The sequence below is a fragment of the Nocardiopsis sp. iso_186 genome (assembly GCF_056173365.1).
On the sequence record NZ_CM149670.1, the window covers coordinates 3,009,494 to 3,026,981 of the forward strand.

At 70.3% G+C, this 17,488-nt stretch carries 15 protein-coding genes; 7 read left to right on the top strand and 8 right to left on the bottom strand.

Going from position 1 to position 17,488, the window contains the following annotated elements:
• Positions 1-214: 214 nt before the first annotated feature.
• Positions 215-835 (bottom strand): TetR/AcrR family transcriptional regulator, encoded by a 621-nt coding sequence (locus tag AC0VYP_RS13325; protein WP_475469911.1) that lies wholly within the window; start codon positions 833-835, stop codon positions 215-217.
• 265 nt (positions 836-1,100) lie between these two features.
• Here AC0VYP_RS13325 and AC0VYP_RS13330 point away from each other — a divergent pair, with 265 nt between their 5' ends.
• The 3 genes from AC0VYP_RS13330 (at position 1,101) to AC0VYP_RS13340 (ending at position 4,389) form a co-directional block, all read left to right on the top strand.
• On the top strand, positions 1,101-2,060 hold the full coding sequence (locus tag AC0VYP_RS13330) for an alpha/beta hydrolase family protein (protein WP_475469912.1): 960 nt from the start codon (positions 1,101-1,103) through the stop codon (positions 2,058-2,060).
• 37 nt (positions 2,061-2,097) lie between these two features.
• Entirely contained in the window at positions 2,098-2,868 is a 771-nt protein-coding gene (locus tag AC0VYP_RS13335; RefSeq protein WP_475469913.1) for an SDR family NAD(P)-dependent oxidoreductase, read from the top strand.
• A gap of 567 nt (positions 2,869-3,435) precedes the next feature.
• Positions 3,436-4,389 (top strand): hypothetical protein, encoded by a 954-nt coding sequence (locus AC0VYP_RS13340; protein ID WP_475469914.1) that lies wholly within the window; start codon positions 3,436-3,438, stop codon positions 4,387-4,389.
• A gap of 125 nt (positions 4,390-4,514) precedes the next feature.
• Here AC0VYP_RS13340 and AC0VYP_RS13345 read toward each other — a convergent pair whose 3' ends face one another.
• The 5 genes from AC0VYP_RS13345 to AC0VYP_RS13365 form a co-directional block, all read right to left on the bottom strand.
• Positions 4,515-5,789 (bottom strand): M14 family metallopeptidase, encoded by a 1,275-nt coding sequence (locus tag AC0VYP_RS13345; protein ID WP_475469916.1) that lies wholly within the window; start codon positions 5,787-5,789, stop codon positions 4,515-4,517.
• A 206-nt stretch (positions 5,790-5,995) separates the two neighbouring features.
• Entirely contained in the window at positions 5,996-7,450 is a 1,455-nt protein-coding gene (locus AC0VYP_RS13350) for a rhamnulokinase (RefSeq protein ID WP_475469918.1), read from the bottom strand.
• 179 nt (positions 7,451-7,629) lie between these two features.
• Positions 7,630-9,681: a bifunctional aldolase/short-chain dehydrogenase gene (locus AC0VYP_RS13355; RefSeq protein ID WP_475469920.1), complete on the bottom strand. Its 2,052-nt coding sequence runs from the start codon at positions 9,679-9,681 to the stop codon at positions 7,630-7,632.
• Positions 9,682-9,730: 49 nt separating this feature from the next.
• Positions 9,731-10,897, bottom strand: a complete 1,167-nt coding sequence (gene rhaI / locus AC0VYP_RS13360) for an L-rhamnose isomerase (RefSeq protein ID WP_475469921.1) — start codon at positions 10,895-10,897, stop codon at positions 9,731-9,733.
• A gap of 180 nt (positions 10,898-11,077) precedes the next feature.
• Positions 11,078-11,395, bottom strand: a complete 318-nt coding sequence (locus AC0VYP_RS13365; RefSeq protein WP_285760018.1) for an L-rhamnose mutarotase — start codon at positions 11,393-11,395, stop codon at positions 11,078-11,080.
• A 411-nt stretch (positions 11,396-11,806) separates the two neighbouring features.
• On the opposite strand from AC0VYP_RS13365, the gene AC0VYP_RS13370 reads away from it, so the two are divergent.
• Together AC0VYP_RS13370 and AC0VYP_RS13375 are read left to right on the top strand one after the other, a co-directional pair.
• Complete coding sequence (locus tag AC0VYP_RS13370; protein WP_475469922.1) at positions 11,807-12,853, top strand: LacI family DNA-binding transcriptional regulator; 1,047 nt, start codon at positions 11,807-11,809, stop codon at positions 12,851-12,853.
• A gap of 557 nt (positions 12,854-13,410) precedes the next feature.
• Positions 13,411-13,812, top strand: coding sequence for a hypothetical protein (locus AC0VYP_RS13375; protein WP_475469923.1), 402 nt, complete (start codon positions 13,411-13,413; stop codon positions 13,810-13,812).
• Here the strand turns inward: AC0VYP_RS13375 and AC0VYP_RS13380 are convergent.
• On the bottom strand, positions 13,704-14,717 hold the full coding sequence (locus AC0VYP_RS13380) for an NAD(P)-dependent alcohol dehydrogenase (protein ID WP_475469924.1): 1,014 nt from the start codon (positions 14,715-14,717) through the stop codon (positions 13,704-13,706). The two genes, AC0VYP_RS13375 and AC0VYP_RS13380, sit on opposite strands and share 109 nt — an antisense overlap.
• A 53-nt stretch (positions 14,718-14,770) precedes the next feature.
• On the opposite strand from AC0VYP_RS13380, the gene AC0VYP_RS13385 reads away from it, so the two are divergent.
• Both AC0VYP_RS13385 and AC0VYP_RS13390 read left to right on the top strand, forming a co-directional pair.
• On the top strand, positions 14,771-15,406 hold the full coding sequence (locus tag AC0VYP_RS13385; RefSeq protein ID WP_475469925.1) for a TetR/AcrR family transcriptional regulator: 636 nt from the start codon (positions 14,771-14,773) through the stop codon (positions 15,404-15,406).
• 127 nt (positions 15,407-15,533) lie between these two features.
• The gene (locus AC0VYP_RS13390) at positions 15,534-16,136 is read left to right on the top strand and encodes a hypothetical protein (protein WP_475469927.1); all 603 of its coding nucleotides are present in this window, start codon (positions 15,534-15,536) and stop codon (positions 16,134-16,136) included.
• A 14-nt stretch (positions 16,137-16,150) separates the two neighbouring features.
• On the opposite strand, the gene xylA is transcribed toward AC0VYP_RS13390, so the two are convergent.
• Positions 16,151-17,308, bottom strand: a complete 1,158-nt coding sequence (gene xylA, locus AC0VYP_RS13395; RefSeq protein ID WP_475469929.1) for a xylose isomerase — start codon at positions 17,306-17,308, stop codon at positions 16,151-16,153.
• Positions 17,309-17,488: the final 180 nt, after the last annotated feature.

Sequence of the window (17,488 nt, forward strand, 5' to 3'; positions counted from 1 at the left end):
GCCGGGCCGTCCTGAGCACCGGCCGTGCCGTTGCCGAACCGGCCGCTCGCCACGGTGCGACCACCGCCCCGCCTTCCGAAAGGACCGTCGGGCACCGGCCACGACACGGTCGTGCGTAAGGGGCGCGATCGCGCCGTCGAGTAGGCGGAGCCGTGAGCGGGCCGAAGCATCGAGCGTTGTGGACCGCGCATCCGGCGCCGGCCGGCGGCAGTGGTCACGCACTGGCCGACGGCGGGGTCGAGGAGTCGGCGCCTGAACCACGCAGACCGCGAGTAAGCAGTCCGACCATGTGGCGGGGGTTGTACCGGGCGTCGGTCTCGTGTCCGATGCAGAGGTTCCCGATTCCGCGCATCAATTCGTAGGCGTCCACACCGGATGCGATCTGGCCGGAGCTTTCGGCAGCGTCCAACAGCTCCGCGCACACCGGAACGAGCCGATCGAGGAAGTACGCGTGCAGTCGTTGGAATCCGGTGTCGTCCGAGCCCAGCGCGTCGGCGAGACCGTGCTTGGTGATGACGAAGTTGACGAACTGGTTGACCCACGCAAGGAGCGCGTCGAGAGGCGAAGCCGCCTCGGTGAGCAGTCGGGGGCCCGCAGCCGCACATGCCTCCACCTGGTGCCCGTACACCTCGACGACCAACTCGGTACGGGTCGGGAAGTGCCGGTAGATGGTTCCCAGGCCGACGCCCGCTTCCGCCGCGATCTCACGGATCGGCGCGTCAACGCCCGAAGCCGCGAAGACAGCGGCGGCAGCGTCGAGAAGCCTTCGCTCGTTTCGCTGCGCATCGGCGCGCCGAGCCCGACGCGGGGATGTCGCCGATCCCTGTTCTGTCATCTGGATAGTCCCTAAGGGGCCTTGGTGTCGTGGAACGCCTTCCGCACCGCAGGTTACTGGAACGGCGATCCGTTACGAGTGGAGTCGGCCGGACCTCGTCTGCCATCGGCCCATCCGACGATGCCCCGGAGAGCCTTTGACAATCCGGAACAATGTTCCGTATCGTCTTTACCGGAACACTGATCCGTTAAAGCCCGGCCGCGAGCCGGCCGCGGCGTTGCGACGGCGGCGCCGGCCGCACCACTCCACAAGAGGAACCACTTCCATGAGCTACACCGGCTACACCCGCAACCCCGTGCCCGCTTCGGCGGTACTGTCCCTTGCCCCGGTGACACTGCCGACCCCGGATCGCGCCGTCGATCTGGAACTGCGCGTCTCGGCGCCGGTGTCCGGCGCGGGCCTGCCCATCGTCCTGCTGTCGCACGGACACGGACCGTCGAACTTCCTGTCGTCGCTGTACGGCTACGGACCACTGGGGAACTTCCTTGCTGCGCACGGCTTCGTGGTGCTCCATCCCACGCACCTGGACTCGGCGACGCTCGGTCTGCGCGACGCCGACGACCCCGAAGCACCGCTGTACTGGCGCACACGAACCACGGACATGTCGTTCATCCTCGATCACCTCGACGATGTCGAGAAGGCACTGCCCCAGCTGCGAGGACGCACCGATCCAGGCAGGATCGCCGTCGTCGGGCACTCGATGGGCGGGTTCACGGCGAGCCTGCTGCTGGGCGCCCGCACCGTTGACCCGACGAACGGATCGGAACTCGATCTCGCCGACCCCCGCTTCACGGCCGGTGTCGTGATGTCCGCGCCCGGCAGGGGCGGTGACTCGCTGAGCGAGTACGCCAAGGAGCACTACCCCATCCTCTCGGGCACCGAGTTCTCCCACATGGATGCTCCCGCACTCGTCATCGGGGGTGTCGAAGACGTCTCGACCCACCTGACCGTCCGCGGCCCCGAGTGGTACACCGACGCCTACGCGCTCTCCCCCGGCCGCAAAGCGCTGCTCCGACTCTTCGGTGCGGGGCACGCCCTCGGGGGCGTGTCCGGCTACGACGCCGCCGAAGCGTCGGACGAGAACCCGGAACTGGCCGATGCGGCCCTGTGGCTCACCTGGGCTTTCCTGTGCACCGAGCTGGGCCTGGACGAACACGCCTGGGACTTCGCCAGCAACGCGCTCGCAAGCGCACCCGCCCCGCTCGGACGAATCGAGTCCAGGTGACACACGACGGGCCCGCAGGCAACGAGAGGAACAAGCAATGCTCGACAACGGGACTTCCGACGACAACCGCCCCGACGGCGCACCCGGCCGCCTGGCGACGACCGCCCTGATCACCGGAGCCGCACACGGGATCGGCGAAGAGGTCGCCCGACAGCTGAGCCGGCTCGGAACACGCGTGGTCGTCTCCGCGCGCAACCCCGTCAACGCGGCTGCCGCCGTCGAACGCGTTGACGGAGCCGAGGCCCTGCCCGTGGGACTGGACATCTCCGACCAGGAGTCGGTCAACACGGCAGCCGCAGCGTTCGCCGCCCGCTGGGCGCACCTCGACATCCTGATCAACAACGCAGCCGCCCACCCCGACAGGGACGAGACGCCCTCCCGGGCGAACCTCGCGATCGCCACTGACGCTTTTCAGGTGACGCTGTTCGGAACATGGCGGACGACGCAGGCATTCCTGCCCCTGCTGCGCCGGTCGAACCATCCCCGGATCGTCAACGTCAGCTCGGGCGCAGGATCGCACACCGACGAACGGTACGGCTTTCCCGTGTTCGGCGGCACGGCTGCGACCCACGCGATCAGCAAGGCGGCACTCAACGCTTTCACCGCTGTCCTGGCGGCCGAGCTGGCCGACACTCCCGTGATCGTGAACGCGGTCTGCCCTGGCGTGACGGCGACGGTGCCCGGCGCCGAGGCGTTCGGTGCGCGCCCGGTCGAGGAAAGCGCTCCGGGGGTCGTCTGGGCCGCGACCCTGCCCGACGACGGTCCGCGGGGCGGCTTCTTCCGCGACGCCCAGCCCCTCGGCTGGTAGATCCGGTCCCGACCCCGTTCGGAGCCGGCGTGGAAAGCGCGGTCGTCGCATGGCCGCGCCTTCCCGACGATCGAGTTCCTGCCCCGGATCGGGCGGCACCGGCCCGTTTTGCGACGCGCCGACACACCCGTTCCCGCACCCCCCGGTGGTGCGCGCGGCGTGGCGTTCCGGCCCGAGCAGGTCCTTCACCCTCCAGATGATCGTCTCGATCCTCTGGCGCGGCCAGGAGGGGGACCGGCCGTCGTCGGGTTCGTCCTTGCGTGCCGGCCCGATGAACACGTGCCCCGGATCCGCAGCGGCCTTCTCGGCCCCGGCCCCGGCACATCCCTCATCGTCCACGGCCGGGCACTGCCCGGGTCCGATGGGGATGACGTTGAACACGTGCGGGGCCTGTTCGCGTTCGGGTGCGGGGTCTCCCACCAGGTCGAAACGGCGTTGACCGGCCCGATCGCGGCGATGGACGGGACCGGGGCAGGGGAAGGTGTGAACCGGGAGACCGTGGGGGTTTCCTCATCCCTTCAGGGGGAAGAGTCCGGTCGCCCCTCCCCCTCCTCTAAGGAAACCCCTGTGACGGCCACCCCCATCGCCTCCCGGACCGCCGAGGCCATCGACACCTACCGGACCGGCGAACTCACCACGCTCGGGGCCGACGGCACCCCGCTGACCTGGCCAACCGCCGTCTGGCGGCACCCGGACGACACACTGCTCATCACCACGTCCCTGGCCTACGCACAGAAGGCGCTCAACGTCCGACGCGACGGGCGCGTGTCGGTGCTCTTCTCCGACCCCACCGGCAGCGGCCGCGCCGACCTGCCCCAGGTGTTCGTCAGCGGGACCGCCACCTGCCCCGAGGAGATCCTGACCGGTCCCGGCGAGGCGGCCGATTACTGGCGCAGGCTCTTCGAACGCCAGCCGCACAGTCTGGGATACGTCCGGGCGCCGGGACGGTGGCTCATGGACTGGTACTACATGAGGTTGTCCATCACCGTCACGCCCGACCGGGTGGAGACGCGGATCCCCCTCACCGAGCAACTCGCCGCCGGACCAGTCCCCGGCCAGGACCCCGCTCAGGGAACGGAAACCGGTTCCGGGCCGCTCGGCGCCGACCTGGTGGCACGTTTCCCGAGCGGGGTCCTGGGGGTCCGGGACGCCTCCGGAGCGCCGCTGCTGGCGCGCGTGCGCCCCAGGGCCACCGACGCCGGATTCGTCGTCGAGGCGGACGTCCCCGAGGGCGCCGTCCCCGGGAAGGCATCCCTGCTCGTGCACCGGCACGACGAGCACCTCAACGGCATGCACAACGCCCTGGTCCGGGGTGAGCTGCACATGGACGGGGAGCAATGGGTGCTGGTGCCCAGCAAGGTCATCGAACCGATGGGGGCCGGCAACCGCAGCAGCGCGGTCCGCATCCTGCGGGACGCCCGCCGGTCCACGAACCGGTACCTGGAGCGGCGGGGACTCGACCGGCCCAGGATCGAGTGGGGCCAGTTCCAGGAGCTGTTCTCCAAGAGCTCCCCCGCCTAGATCGTTGATGGGGGTTTGGAGGCGCCTCCTGCTGGACGCGGCGAAGGGCGTCAAGGTCGGTCTTCACATACCGATCCTTGACGCCCTTCGCCATAGAAGCAGTTCAGGAATCTCCCCTCAATGATCTAGGCGCAGTACTGCGCCTGCTTGCCGATCACCCGCTGCGGGCAGTCGGCGTACTCGACGAGTTCGAGCACGGCCCCGCGGTTGCGGCTGGTCTCGCGGTTGATGATGGAACCGGGCGGGTAGAAGCCGCCGCCGCTGGCGCCGCCCGGGTACATCTCGTAGGTGAACGCGAAGATCTTCTGGTTGGCCCAGAGCCAGTCGGTGCTGGACCCGTCGGTGATGTAGAGGTCGCTGGACTGCTGGGGGGTGTAGCCGTTGAGGGCGGCCATACGGCGGCCGAGGGCGGCGTGGGTGTCGTAGTCGTCGCGGGTCATGCCGGTCGCGGTCTCGGCGTAGGTGTAGCCGTAGGGCCACAGGATGAGCTGTCCGTAGGTGTGGAAGTCGATGGAGACGCGGATCTGCTGCTTTCCGCCCACGACCCGGCCGCGCACGAAGTTGGACAGCGCCCTGACCTCGGGCGACGACTCGGCTCGGGGGCCGCGGTAGGTCGTGCTGGAGGGGCTGCCGGAGGAGCCGTTGCAGCACCCCCACAAGTAGGCGAAGTTGCGGTTGAGGTCGGTGCCCACCGCGGTGGTTCCGGAATTGGGTTGGCGGTTCTTGCGCCAGCTGCGGTAGGAGCCGGTGGCGATGTCGTACTCGCTGCCGTCGGGATTGAGGCTGGGCAGGACCCAGATCTCACGGCTGTTGAGCAGCCGCGTGATCTGGGCGTCGTTGCCGTAGCCGTCGCTGAGCAGGTCGATGAGGTAGAGGCCCATCTCGACCGTCAGGTGCTCGCGGGCGTGCAACTGGTGGAAGAAGAGGACCTCGGGCTCGTTCTGATCGGTTGCGACATTGGCGCTGATCTTGACGGCGAGGAGGTTGCGGCCCTCATGGGAGGTACCGAAGGTGGTCTTGCGCACGAGAGTGGGGTGGTCGGCCACGGCCTTGTCGATCCTGGCGACCATTTCGGCGTAGTTGTGGTACGCCGAGTCACTGGGGGGGAAGTCCAGGGTCCGCAGGAGCGGGCTGACCTCGAAGCCCAGGGCCTCGATCGCCCTGACCTCGGCAGAGGTCGCTGTGATCTGCACGGAGCCGGTGTTGACCCCGTCGATGGCCGCGCCCGTGCGGGCCACCTCGGTGCGCTCCGCTGCGGTCGCGGGGCCGTCCACGCGGTACTGCGCCGGGGGGCCGGGGCGGGCCGCGCCGTCCTCGGCGTGGGCTCCGGCGGTAGCACCGCCGGAGAGCACTAACGCCGCGAGGGTGAGTGCCGTGAGCAGTCTTCGTCGTCCGTTCACCAATGCCTCCAAGAAGCGGGGGTGGGAGGGCGGAGCCCGCACGTGGACTTCGCCTCCTTATTGACGGACGAGCACCCAGGGGTGTCAATAAGTAACACAATGTCAACATATTGCGCTTTTATGCCTCCGGGCACGTAACTGCCCGGGTCCGACCCCCGAGACGATGTGGGGCTGACCGATAGCGGCCAGCCCCGTTTAGCGGACGGCTACTCCCAGCCGATGCGCGCCGCCGCCGCGGCCCAGTCCGCCTCCGCGCCGCGGGGCTCGTAGCGGCGCACCTCCTGGGTGGCGGCGATCAGCGCGCGCATTCCGGCCAGGTCGCCGACCAGGCCGGCTGCCCGCGCCTGGACCATGACGTTGCCGATGGCGGTGGCCTCGACCGGCCCGGCGAGCACGGGCAGTCCCAGGGCGTCGGCGGTGAGTTGGCACAGCAGGGCGTTGCGCGCCCCTCCTCCGACGATGTGCACCACTCGCAGGTCGCGTCCGGTGAGCACAGCGGCGGTGCGCAGCGTACGCCGGTGGGCCAGGGCCAGGCTCTCCAGGATGCAGCGCAGGACGGCCGCGCGGCCCCGGGGCGGGGTCTGGCCGGTTTCCCGGCAGTAGGCATCGATACGGGCGGGTATGTCACCGGGGGCGAGGAAACGCGGGTCGTCGGGGTTGACGAGGGCGGCGAAGGCCGGCGCAGCCGCCGCCCGGTTGACCAGGGCGGGGAGCGCCGCGGCGTCCAGTCCCCACGTGCGCATGCTCTCGCTGACCAGCCACAGTCCCATGACGTTGCGCAGGAAGCGGGTGGTGTCGTCCACGCCGAGCTCGTTGGTGAAGTTGGCGCGTCGAGCGCCCTCGGTGCGCAGCGGGGCGTCCAGCTCCAGCCCTGCGAGGGACCACGTTCCGCAGGAGATGTAGCCGAATTCGGGCGTGGTGGCGGGTACGCCGATGACGGCGGAGGCGGTGTCGTGGGAGGCGACCGAGACGACGGGGGTGCCGGTGAGGCCGGTGGAGCGAGCGGGATCGGCCAGTAGTTCGCCGACGGTGGTCCCCGGCTCGCGCAACGGCGGCAGCAGTGCGGGGCGCGCCCCCACGGCTTCGGCGAGTCCGGGCAGCCAGGCACGGGTGGCGGCATCCAGCATCCCGGTGGTGGAGGCGTTGGTGACCTCCGCGCCGATCTGGCCGGTCAGCCAGTAGTTGACCAGGTCGGGGACGAGCAGGAGGGTGGCGGCCGCGTCCAGTGCGGCGCTGTCGCGTGCGGCTGCCAACTGGAACACGGTGGTGAAGGGCAGGAACTGCATGCCGGTCAGCGCGTAGAGGCGTTCGGACCCCAGTTCTTCGGCGGTCCGGGCCGCGACGCCGTCGGTGCGGGTGTCGCGGTAGTGGTGGGGCAGGCCCAGCAGCGCGCCGGTGGCGTCGAGGAGACCGTAGTCCACCGCCCAGGAGTCCACGCCCACCGACACGGGGCGGTGCCCGGCGGCCAGTCGCAGCCCCCGCAGCACTTCGCGGTACAGCCCCAGCATGTCCCAGTGCAGACCGCCGGGCAGGCGCACCGGCTCGTTGGGGAAGCGGTGCGCCTGCTCCAGGGCGAGTTCGGCACCGCCCACCCTGCCCACCACGACGCGCCCGCTGGACGCGCCGAGGTCCACCGCGGCGAAGGATCGGGGCTCGGTCATGCGGGGATGCCTTTCGGTCGGGCTCGGGGCGACTCCGCGGTCCGGGGCGTCCACAGTTCGCGGGCCCGGCGACCGCAGGAGTCGTGACAGGGGCGGGGTACCGCTCGGTTGACGGGGTTGGGAACCCCCTGGTGGGGCGGGATGCAGGAGCGGCGCCGCTCCTGCATCCCGCCCGGTGCTCAGCGTAGGAACGCCGCCGCCACCCCGGCGTCCACCGGGACGTGCAGACCGGTGGTGTGGCTGAGGTCGCCGCCGGTCAGGGCGAAGACCGCGGCTGCCACGTTCTCGGGCAGCACCTCGCGCTTGAGCAGGGTTCGCTGGGCGTAGAACTCGCCGAGCTTGTCCTCGGACACGCCGTAGACGGCGGCACGCTCGGCCCCCCACCCTCCCGCGAAGATCCCCGATCCGCGCACCACCCCGTCGGGGTTGACCCCGTTGACCCGGATCCCGTGCGCACCCAGTTCTGCGGCCAGCAGGCGCACCTGGTGGGCCTGGTCGGCCTTGGCCGCACCGTAGGCGATGTTGTCGGGGCCGGCGAAGACCCCGTTCTTGCTGGAGATGTAGACGATGTCGCCCCCCATCTCCTGGGCGGCCATGATCCGGGCGGCTTCACGGGCCACCAGGAAAGAGCCCCGGGCCATCACGCCGTGCTGAATGTCCCAGTCGGCGGCGGTCGTCTCCAGCAGGGGCTTGGAGATGGACAGTCCCGCGTTGTTGACGACCAGGTCCACACCGCCGAAGGCCAGTGCCGCCGCGGCCAGCGCGGCGGCGACCTCCGACTCGTCGGTGACATCGGCGGTGACGGCAACCGCCCGGTCGGCGGTGCCGATCTCGGCGGCCACCTTCGCGGCCGTGTCGGCATCGCGGTCGGCGACGACCACGCAGGCGCCCTCGGCGGCAAGGCGCAGCGCGATAGCGCGCCCGATCCCCGATCCGCCGCCGGTCACGAACGCCACCCGGGTGGCCAGGGGCTTGGGCGCGGCCATGCGCTGGAGCTTGGCCTCTTCGAGCGCCCAGTACTCGATGCGGAACTTCTCCGCCTCCTCGATGGGGGCGTAGGCGGAGACGGTCTCCGCGCCGCGCATGACGTTGACGGCATTGACGTAGAACTCACCGGCGACCCGGGCGGTCTGGGCGTCCGTGCCGAAGGAGAACATGCCCACGCCGGGGACGAGGACGATGGCGGGGTCGGCGCCGCGCATCGCCGGGGAGTCGGCGTCGGCGTGGCACTCGTAGTAGCCCCGGTACTCCTCGCGGTAGGCGGCGTGCAGCTCCTTGAGCCTGGTCACCGCGTCGGCCAGCGGTGCGTCGGCGGGCAGGTCCAGGACCAGCGGGCGGACCTTGGTGCGCAGGAAGTGGTCGGGGCAGGAGGTGCCCAACGCGGCCAGGCGCGGATGCTCGGCGCGGGACAGGAAGTCCAGGACCGCGGCGGAGTCGCTGTAGTGGCCGATCTGGGGGCGGTCGGTGGAGGCGAGACCGCGCAGGACCGGGAACAGGGCTGCCGCGCGCGCCCGGCGCTGGTCCTTGGGGAGGGCGGCGCGGCCCTCCAGAACGGGCCCGAAGGCGTGCTCGTCGGTGGTGCGGGCCTCGATGAACGCCTCGGCGGTGCGGATGATCTCCAGGGAGTTGGCCTCGCACTGCTCGGAGGTGTCGCCCCAGGCGGTGATTCCGTGGCCGCCGAGGATCACGCCGATGGCGGTGGGGGTGGCGGCCTTGATGGCGGCGATGTCCAGCCCGAGCTGGAAGCCGGGGCGGCGCCAGGGAACCCAGGCCACACGGTCGCCGAAGCACTCCGCGGTCAGCTTCTCACCGTCGGCCGCACAGGCCAGGGCGATCCCGGAATCGGGGTGCAGGTGGTTGACGTGGGGGGCTTCCACCAGGCCGTGCATGGCGGTGTCGATGGAGGGGGCCGCGCCGCCCTTGCCGTGGCCGCAGTAGTCGAAGGCCGCGACCATCTCGTCCTCGCGCTCCACTCCCGGGTAGACCCCGGCCAGCGCGCGCAGCCGGTCGAGGCGCAGCACGGCCAGACCGTCCTCCGTGAGCGTGCCCAGGTCACCGCCGGAGCCCTTGACCCACAGCAGCTCCACCGGCTCGCCCGTCACGGGGTCGGTGTCGGTGCCCTTGGCGGAGGTGTTTCCCCCGGCGTAGTTGGTGTTGCGCGGGTCGGCGCCCAGCGCGTTGGAGCGGCGCAGGAGTGCCTGGGCCTGCGGGTGGGGCGTGGGAGAGGTCATCTGGCGGTCGGTCCTTCCGATGGGTTGGGTGGTGTGGGGGCGGGGATGCTCACGCCCCCCATCCCGCCTGGTGGCCGCCCACCCTTTCGGCGGCCACGCGCTCGGCGTAGCCGGAGCGGGCGAAAGCGGTTATGGGGTCGGGGTCCAGCCCCTGCTCGGTGCGCAGGTCGGCCAGGAACGGACGTACGTCGGTGTTGTAGGCGTCCATCAGCGCGGCGTTGGCGCCGAGCACGTCGCCCCGGGCCTGGGCTTCCGCCAGCGTGTCGGCGTTGACCAACAGGGCCTTGGCGGTGGCCTCCTGGACGTTGAGCACCGAGCGGATCTGACCGGGGATCTTGGGCTCGATGTTGTGGCACTGGTCGAGCATGAAGGCGACGCCGGCCTCAGCGGAGAGGCCGCCTCCGCGCACCACCTCGTGCAGGATGCGAAACAGCTGGAAGGGGTCGGCGGCGCCGGCCATCAGGTCGTCGTCGGCGTAGAAGCGGGAGTTGAAGTCGAAGGCGCCGAGTTTGCCCGCGCGCAGCAGGAAGGCGACGATGAACTCGATGTTGGTTCCGGGGGCGTGGTGGCCGGTGTCCACCACGACCTTGGCCTTGTCGCCCAGTTCGAGGCAGTGGGCGTAGGCGGTGCCCCAGTCGGGGACGTCCATCGTGTAGAACGCGGGCTCGAAGAGCTTGTACTCCAGCACGATGCGCTGGTCGTCGCCCAGGCGCGCGTAGACCGCGGCCAGTGCCTCTGCGAGGCGGTCCTGGCGGGCGCGGATGTCGTCCTGGCCGGGGTAGTTGGTTCCGTCGGAGAACCACAGCTTGAGGTCGCGCGAGCCGGTGGCGTCCATGACGTCCACGCACTCCAGCAGGTGGTCCAGGGCCTTGCGCCGCACCGCGGGATCGGGATTGGTGACGCTTCCCAGGCGGTAGTCGTCCTCCTGGAAGACGTTGGCGTTGATGGTGCCCAGGCGCACCCCCTGCTCGGCGGCGTATTCGGCGAGTTCGGTAAAGTCCTCGACGCGGTCCCAGGGGATGTGCAGCGACACGGTGGGGGCGATACCGGTGTAGGCGTGCACCTGGGCGGCGTCGGCGATCTTCTCGTGCGGGGTGCGGGGCACCCCCGGCTGGCCGAACACCTTGAACCGGGTGCCGCTGTTGCCGAACGCCCACGAGGGCAGCTCGATGGCCTGGCGGGCCAGCGGCTCCTTGACTGCACTGAATTCGGTCATCTCGGGAAGCTCCTGCTCCGATCGGCCAAGTCCACTGATTACAACGTTGCAATTCGATGTCGCTTGGATTTTCCGCCTATCAGTCAAGCGGAACGGTGAAAACGACTCGGACGGCAGGGGTCGGGTTGTGGACCGGTTGGGCGTTTGGCGATAAATCGTTTTAACCGACGGCCGGGCCGCTCACGCGAGGTGGAAGACCTCGGTGAGGGGCACCATTGCCTCGTCGGGATTGCCGTCGATGCCCTCGAAAAACGGCGCCATGTCCCGCTGCCAGCGGGCGTTGACCTCCGTACGTTCCATCGCGGCCTGGGCCTCGGCGAAGTCGTCGGTCTCCAGGTAGCCCACGAGGAGGCCGTCCTCGCGGCAGAACAGCGAATAGTTGCGCCAGCCGGACGCGCTGAGCGCAGCGAGCATGTCCGGCCAGATGGCGGCGTGGCGTCGGCGGTACTCGGCCAGCCGCTCGGGCCTCACTTTGAGCAGGAAGCAGACGCGCTGCATGGGTGGTCTCTCCTCGGGGAATGGCCCCCGCTCCGGCGGCACCTCTCGGAGCCCTCGGCCGCTCCGAAGGACGTGGCCGCGCCGACGAGTGCGAGGGCGGAGGGGCAAAGGGGGCTTCTGGGCCACGGCAGCCTCCTCGACGATCGGGCCCAGTCGCCGCCCACCGCGACGAAAAAACGTTTTAATTGAGAGAGACGTTAGATCTGCTCCATCCTTGAGTCAAGAGGCCAGCAAAATTACTAACACAAAGTTACATATTTAGATATTCCATTCTCTATCCTCACCCAGAGCAACTGACCTGCGGGGCTTGTCAACGGAGAGGACACCTTGCCATTGACACGTTTCAATCAAGCTGTGACGATAAGCCGCGCCTCACATGTCCACCGTCGCGACCCTGTTCGGAGCCCCCGCGTGTCCTCGACCGAGAACGTCAAACGGCCTGTCGGCATCAACGACGTCGCGGCACGGGCCGGAGTCTCCCCCGGGACCGTCTCCAACGTGTTGAACCGGCCCGAGCGGGTCGCCGAGGCCACCCGGCTGCGGGTGGAGAAGGCGATCCGGGAACTGGACTACGTGCGCAACTCCTCCGGGCGCAACCTGCGCTCCGGGCGCAGCGACTCGGTGGGGCTGCTCGTCCTGGACGTCACCAACCCGTTCTTCACGATGGTGGCCCAAGGGGTGGAGGACGAGGCCGCCGAGGCCGGGCGCACCGTCATGCTGCTCAACTCGGCCGAGGACCTCGCCCGGCAGCGCCGCTCGCTGCGGCTGCTGGCCGAGCAGCGCGTCGCGGGCGCGGTCGTCATGCCCGTGGACAACGACGTGACCGACCTGATGTGGCTGCGCGACCGCGGCATTCCCTGGGTGCTGCTGGACCGCGGCGACGTGGGCGCCGACCTGGGCAGCAGCGTATGCGTGGACAACCACGCCGGGGGGGTGGCCGCAGGACGGCACCTGATCAACCTGGGGCACGAACGTGTCACCTTCCTGAGCGGTCCGCTCGGCCTGGAGCAGTGCCGCACGCGTCTGGCCGGCCTGCGCTCGGCGCTGGCCGAGAGCGGGATCGACGCGGAGGATTCGGTACGGGTGATCGAGACCGGCTCGTTGACGGCCGCCTCCGGGGAGAAGGGCGTGGAGGAGGTCCTGGCCGGCGGCCCGCGCAGGCGCCCCCAGGCGGTTTTCTGCGCCAACGACCAGCTCGCCCTCGGGCTGCTCAAGGGCCTGGGCGAGCGCGGTCTGAGCGCCCCGCACGACATCTCCGTGGTCGGCTACGACGACATCGACGTGGCGGCCCTGGTCCACCCGGGCCTGACCACGGTGGCCCAGCCCAAGTACGAGATCGGACGGGCGGCGATGCGGCTGCTCAGCGCCGAGCTCGACGACCCCCGCCACGGCTACGAGCGGATGCTCTTCGCTCCCGAACTCGTGGTGCGCGGCTCCACCGCCGCCTACCGCGACTAGACCACGCCCCACCGCACCCTTCAGGGCATCGGAAAGGAACGGCCATGACCGTCGCATCGTCGTTCACGGCCACCGACCAAGCAAGCGCCCGGCCCACGATCGGTCTGGTGGCCGGCGGCCTGGGCGCCTACTGGCCGCAGTTCCCCGATCTACTGCCCGGCTGCGACGCTCCTCCGAACGCGTGGCCGAGCGGATGCGGGGCTTCGACGCCGAGGTGGTCAACGTCGGTTTCGTCTCCGACGCCGTCGAGGGCGCCGAGGCGGCCCAGCGGCTGCGCGCGGCCGACTGCGACCTCATCGTGTGCTTTTTGACCACGTACATGACCGCGACCGTGGTCATGCCGATCGCCCAGCGCTCGGGGGCGCCGGTGCTGCTGATCAACCTCCAGCCCACCGGGTCCATGGACCACGCCTCCTTCGACACCGGTGCCTGGCTGGCCTACTGCGGTGCCTGCCCGCTGCCGGAGATGGCCAACACGTTCGCGCGCGCCGGCGTGGAGTTCCGCTCGGTGTCGGGGTACCTGGAGGACCCGCGCCTGGCGGCGCATCGAGAACTGGGTGCGCGCAGCGGGTGTGCGGTCGGTGCCGCGCGGGGGCCGGCACGGACTCATGGGCCACCTCTACCCGGGCATGCTGGACGTCTCCACCGACCTGACCATGGTCACCGCGGACCTGGGCGGGCACGTGGAGGTGGTGGAGTTCGACGACCTGCGCGTGCGGGCCCCCGAGGCCGACGCCAAGGAGGTGACGGCCAAACTCGCCGAGGCGCGCGAGGTCTTCGAGATCGACGCCTCGGTGGTCGAGGACGACTTCCGCTGGGGCGCGCAGGTGGCGTCCGGGGCGCCCCGGCTCTACGGCGTCTTTGCCGCGGTGGGGCCGTTGACGGCCACGAGGATCTTGCCGACGGTGCCACCGCGCTCCGCGTGGGCGTGTGCTGCGGCTATCTCCTCCAACGGGTAGACGGAATCGACGACGGGGGCGATCGCGCCTCGTTCGGCCAGTGTCGCCAGGCGTTCGAAGAGCGCGCGTTTGGGGTTGCCGCTGAAGAAGCGGACCCGTTGCCGACCGTGCCGGACGGAGAGCGCGATGTAGGCGAGGCTGCGGGGAATGTGGCGGTGGTCGAAGGTGATCGTGACCAGGCGTCCGCCGGGCGCAAGTCTCCTGCGGAACGACTCGAGGTCGGAGAAGGCGGTATCGAGGATGACGTCGAAGGGGCCCAGGCGCTCCGGGGACGTCGTCCGGTAGTCATGGACGACGTCCGCGCCGAGCGCCTCGACCCGGGCGGCCGTCTCCGGCGAGGCCAGAGCGGTGACGTGCGCCCCAGCGGCGCGCGCCAGTTGTACGGCGGCGCTGCCCACCCCGCCCGCGCCTCCGCGGACGAGGATCCGCTCGCCGGGCCGGAGGCGGGCGTGCTGTTCGAGCGCGGTGATCGCCGTCGTCCCGACCGCGGGCAGCGCTGCGGCGCGGATCGGGTCGAGGCCGGCCGGGATGCGGGAGACCCGCTCCAGGCTCGCCTCGATGTACTCCGCGGCGGCGTCCAGTCGCGATTGGCCCCAGACGATATCGCCGACCTGGGGAGAGCGGACCCCTTCACCGACGGCGTTGACGGTGCCGGCGAAGTCCAGCCCGACCCTCTTCGGGAACCCCGGCTGCAGGGCCGCCATGAACCGGACCGCACCGGACCGGGCCAGCAGCTCGCCGCCGTTCACGCTGCTCGCCAGCACTTTCACGATCAGTTTTCCCGGGCGCGGGCGCGGTCGTGGGACCCGCTCGACCCCGAGCACCTCCGGCCCTCCGTAGCGGTGGTAGACGGCGGCGCGCATCAGCTCGGCCATGAGCTCCTCTTCGGATCGGACGATGCTCACGAACCTAGATCGTCGAACGGGCGGGACCGACCGTTCGGCGTAAAGTGGGATGAATGAAGCAGCAGGGTTCTCGGATTCGGGCTTCCCGGGGGGACGCGCGGCGCAACCGGGAACGCATCCTGGCGGCCGCCCGTGAGGCCCTCAACGGGAAAGGCCTCGACGTTCCCGTCGCGACCATCGCCCGCATGTCCGGGCTCGGGACCGCGACCGTGTACCGGCATTTCCCGACCAGGCATGATCTGATCGTCGCGGCCTTCACCCAGCAGATGCACTCCTGCGCCGCGTTGATCACCGCGGCCGCCGAGACGCCCGACCCGTGGGAGGGGTTTCGCGCGGCCGTCACCGGTGTCTGCCGCCTTCAGCGCGAAGACCACGCGTTCACCGCGGCGTTCCTGAACGCCCACCCCACCGAACTCGACCTCCGCAGCGAACAGGCCGCGGCCTTCGCCGCCTTCACGGATCTGGTACGGCGTGCGAAGAGCACGGACCGGTTGCGCCCGGACTTCACCCCCACGGATCTGATCTCACTGCTCATCACGCATAACGCGCTTCTCGGGACCTTCCCCGGTGACACCGTCGCCGCGTCCGAACGGTTCCTCGCCATCACCCTGTCCGCATGGAGCACCACCCAGGATTCCCGGCTGCCGCCCGCACCCGCAATCGAACGCGTGCTCTGGACGGGCGCGTAGCGGTTCCAGCGCATCGGTGTTCGGACGGCGCCGACCTCCGAGGTGCTGTCCGGCGCTGGCGCGCACCGCGGCCCGTCCCACATCATGGGTGTACACCACGACCGCGATCAGATATGAGAGCCGCCGCATGCCCCCTCCCCCGCCCGTGCCCCGCTCGCTCGAAGAGTTCCAGGACCTCGCCGACCAGGTGACGATCGCGGCGCTGCTGCCGACCCCCGTCGTCACGATGGACGGTCATGACTCCTCCCGTCACGCGGGTGGGCGCAAGGGGGTGCTGGCCCTGCCCTCGGACGTACCGCCCGAGACGGTGGCCGGGGCGCTGGGCCGGGGCGTGGGGCTGGCCGCTACCGCGGCTCGACGCGAACGGGTGCACACCACTCGCCGCCAGGGCGGACCGCTCGCGGCGGCGTTCGCGGTCCCGGTCGTCATCATGCTGGCCATGGGCCAATGGGTGGCCGCAGCGGTGGTGGTGGTGATCGCGGCCGTGTGCTGGTCATGGGTGCTGCTGGCGGCACTGGCCCGGCTGCGCGCCCTGGATCTGGCCGCCGATGCCGAGGGGGCGCGGTTGCTCGGCACCGTCGGCCACCCGGGGCACGATTGGGTGGCCGCCTGGGTGGCCGTGGAGACGGCCGGCCAGGACGCAGCGGACAGCCGCCCGCCGTGGCTGCGCGAGCGGGCCGCGCCCGAGCAGCGCCGTGCCGCGCTGCTCGGGTCGCCGCCGCCACGATGACCGGTCCTGCCGCGTCAGCGCACGCCCAGTAGGTGTTCCACAGCGAGCTGGTCGAGGCGTTCGAAGTGGTAGCCGCGCTCTCCCACCTCGGCCAGGTCGATCTCTTCGGCGAGCAGATCCTTGAGGTTCTCGCCGGGGTCGAGGGTGGGCCGGGCCAGCTCGGCGACCCTGGACGCGGCCAGGGCCTCCTGGACGTCGGGGTCGGCGCGGAAAGCCGCGGCCTTCTCTTTGAGGATGAGGTAGTTGCGCATACAGCCCCGCGCCGACTCCCACACCCCGCTCATGTCCTCGGTGCGCGGCGGCTTGAAGTCGAAGTGCAGCGACCCGTCGTATCCACTGCTCTCCAGCAGGTCCACCAGGAAGAACGCCTCCTTGACGTCACCGGCGCCGAAGCGCAGGTCCTGGTCGTACTTGATACCACGCTGGCCGTTGAGGTCGATGTGGAACAACTTCCCCTGCCACAGGGCCTGGGCGATGCCGTGGGCGAAGTTCAGTCCCGCCATCTGCTCGTGGCCGACCTCGGGATTGACCCCCACCATCTCGGGGCGCTCCAACTGGTTGATGAAGGCGAGGGCGTGGCCGACGGTGGGCAGCAGGATGTCGCCGCGCGGCTCGTTGGGCTTGGGCTCGATGGCGAAACGCAGGTCGTAGCCCTTGTCCAGGACGTAGCCGCACAGAACGTCGAACGCCTCGCGCAGGCGGTCCAGGGCTGCTGCGTCGTCCTTGCCCGCCTCGGTCTCGGCGCCGTCCATGCCGCCCCAGCACACGAAGGTGCGCGCCCCCAGTTCGGCGGCCAGGTCGATGGTGCGCACGACCTTGCGCAGGGCGTAGCGGCGCACGTCCCGGCTGTTGGAGGTGAATCCGCCGTCGCGGAACACGGGGTCGCTGAACAGGTTGGTGGTGACCATGGGGACGGTGAGCCCGGTCTCGGCGAGTGCTGCGGTGAAGCGTTTGACGACGGTGTCGCGGGCCGCGGCGTCGGAGCCGGGCGCAACGAGGTCGTCGTCGTGGAAGGTGATGCCGTGGGCGCCGAGCGCGGCGAGCGAGTGCACGGCGTTGACCGGATCGAGGACGGGCCGCACCGCCTCGCCGAAGGTGTTGTGGCCGCGCCACCCCACCGTCCACAGGCCGAAGCTGAAGCGGTCCTCTGGGGTTGGCCGGTAGTCGCTCATGCGGGCTGCCTCTCACGGATGGGCCGGGCGGCTTGGCCGATCCGGCCGCCAGACGCGGACCCCATTAGTTTGATCACTAAACAAATTGCCTGTCAAGCCTGTGCGGCTCCGGAGCCGCAACGACCACGACCACGACCACGACGGGAATGTTTCGCGTGCCGCGGGAGTTGTGGGCGTGCC

Coding starts and splice junctions, on each gene's coding strand:
- AC0VYP_RS13325 (WP_475469911.1), bottom strand. CDS start 835: ATGACAGAACAGGGATCGGCGACATCCCCGCGTCGGGCTCGGCGCGCC.
- AC0VYP_RS13330 (WP_475469912.1), top strand. CDS start 1,101: ATGAGCTACACCGGCTACACCCGCAACCCCGTGCCCGCTTCGGCGGTA.
- AC0VYP_RS13335 (WP_475469913.1), top strand. CDS start 2,098: ATGCTCGACAACGGGACTTCCGACGACAACCGCCCCGACGGCGCACCC.
- AC0VYP_RS13350 (WP_475469918.1), bottom strand. CDS start 7,450: ATGACCGAGCCCCGATCCTTCGCCGCGGTGGACCTCGGCGCGTCCAGC.
- AC0VYP_RS13355 (WP_475469920.1), bottom strand. CDS start 9,681: ATGACCTCTCCCACGCCCCACCCGCAGGCCCAGGCACTCCTGCGCCGC.
- rhaI (WP_475469921.1), bottom strand. CDS start 10,897: ATGACCGAATTCAGTGCAGTCAAGGAGCCGCTGGCCCGCCAGGCCATC.
- AC0VYP_RS13365 (WP_285760018.1), bottom strand. CDS start 11,395: ATGCAGCGCGTCTGCTTCCTGCTCAAAGTGAGGCCCGAGCGGCTGGCC.
- AC0VYP_RS13385 (WP_475469925.1), top strand. CDS start 14,771: ATGAAGCAGCAGGGTTCTCGGATTCGGGCTTCCCGGGGGGACGCGCGG.
- AC0VYP_RS13390 (WP_475469927.1), top strand. CDS start 15,534: ATGCCCCCTCCCCCGCCCGTGCCCCGCTCGCTCGAAGAGTTCCAGGAC.
- xylA (WP_475469929.1), bottom strand. CDS start 17,308: ATGAGCGACTACCGGCCAACCCCAGAGGACCGCTTCAGCTTCGGCCTG.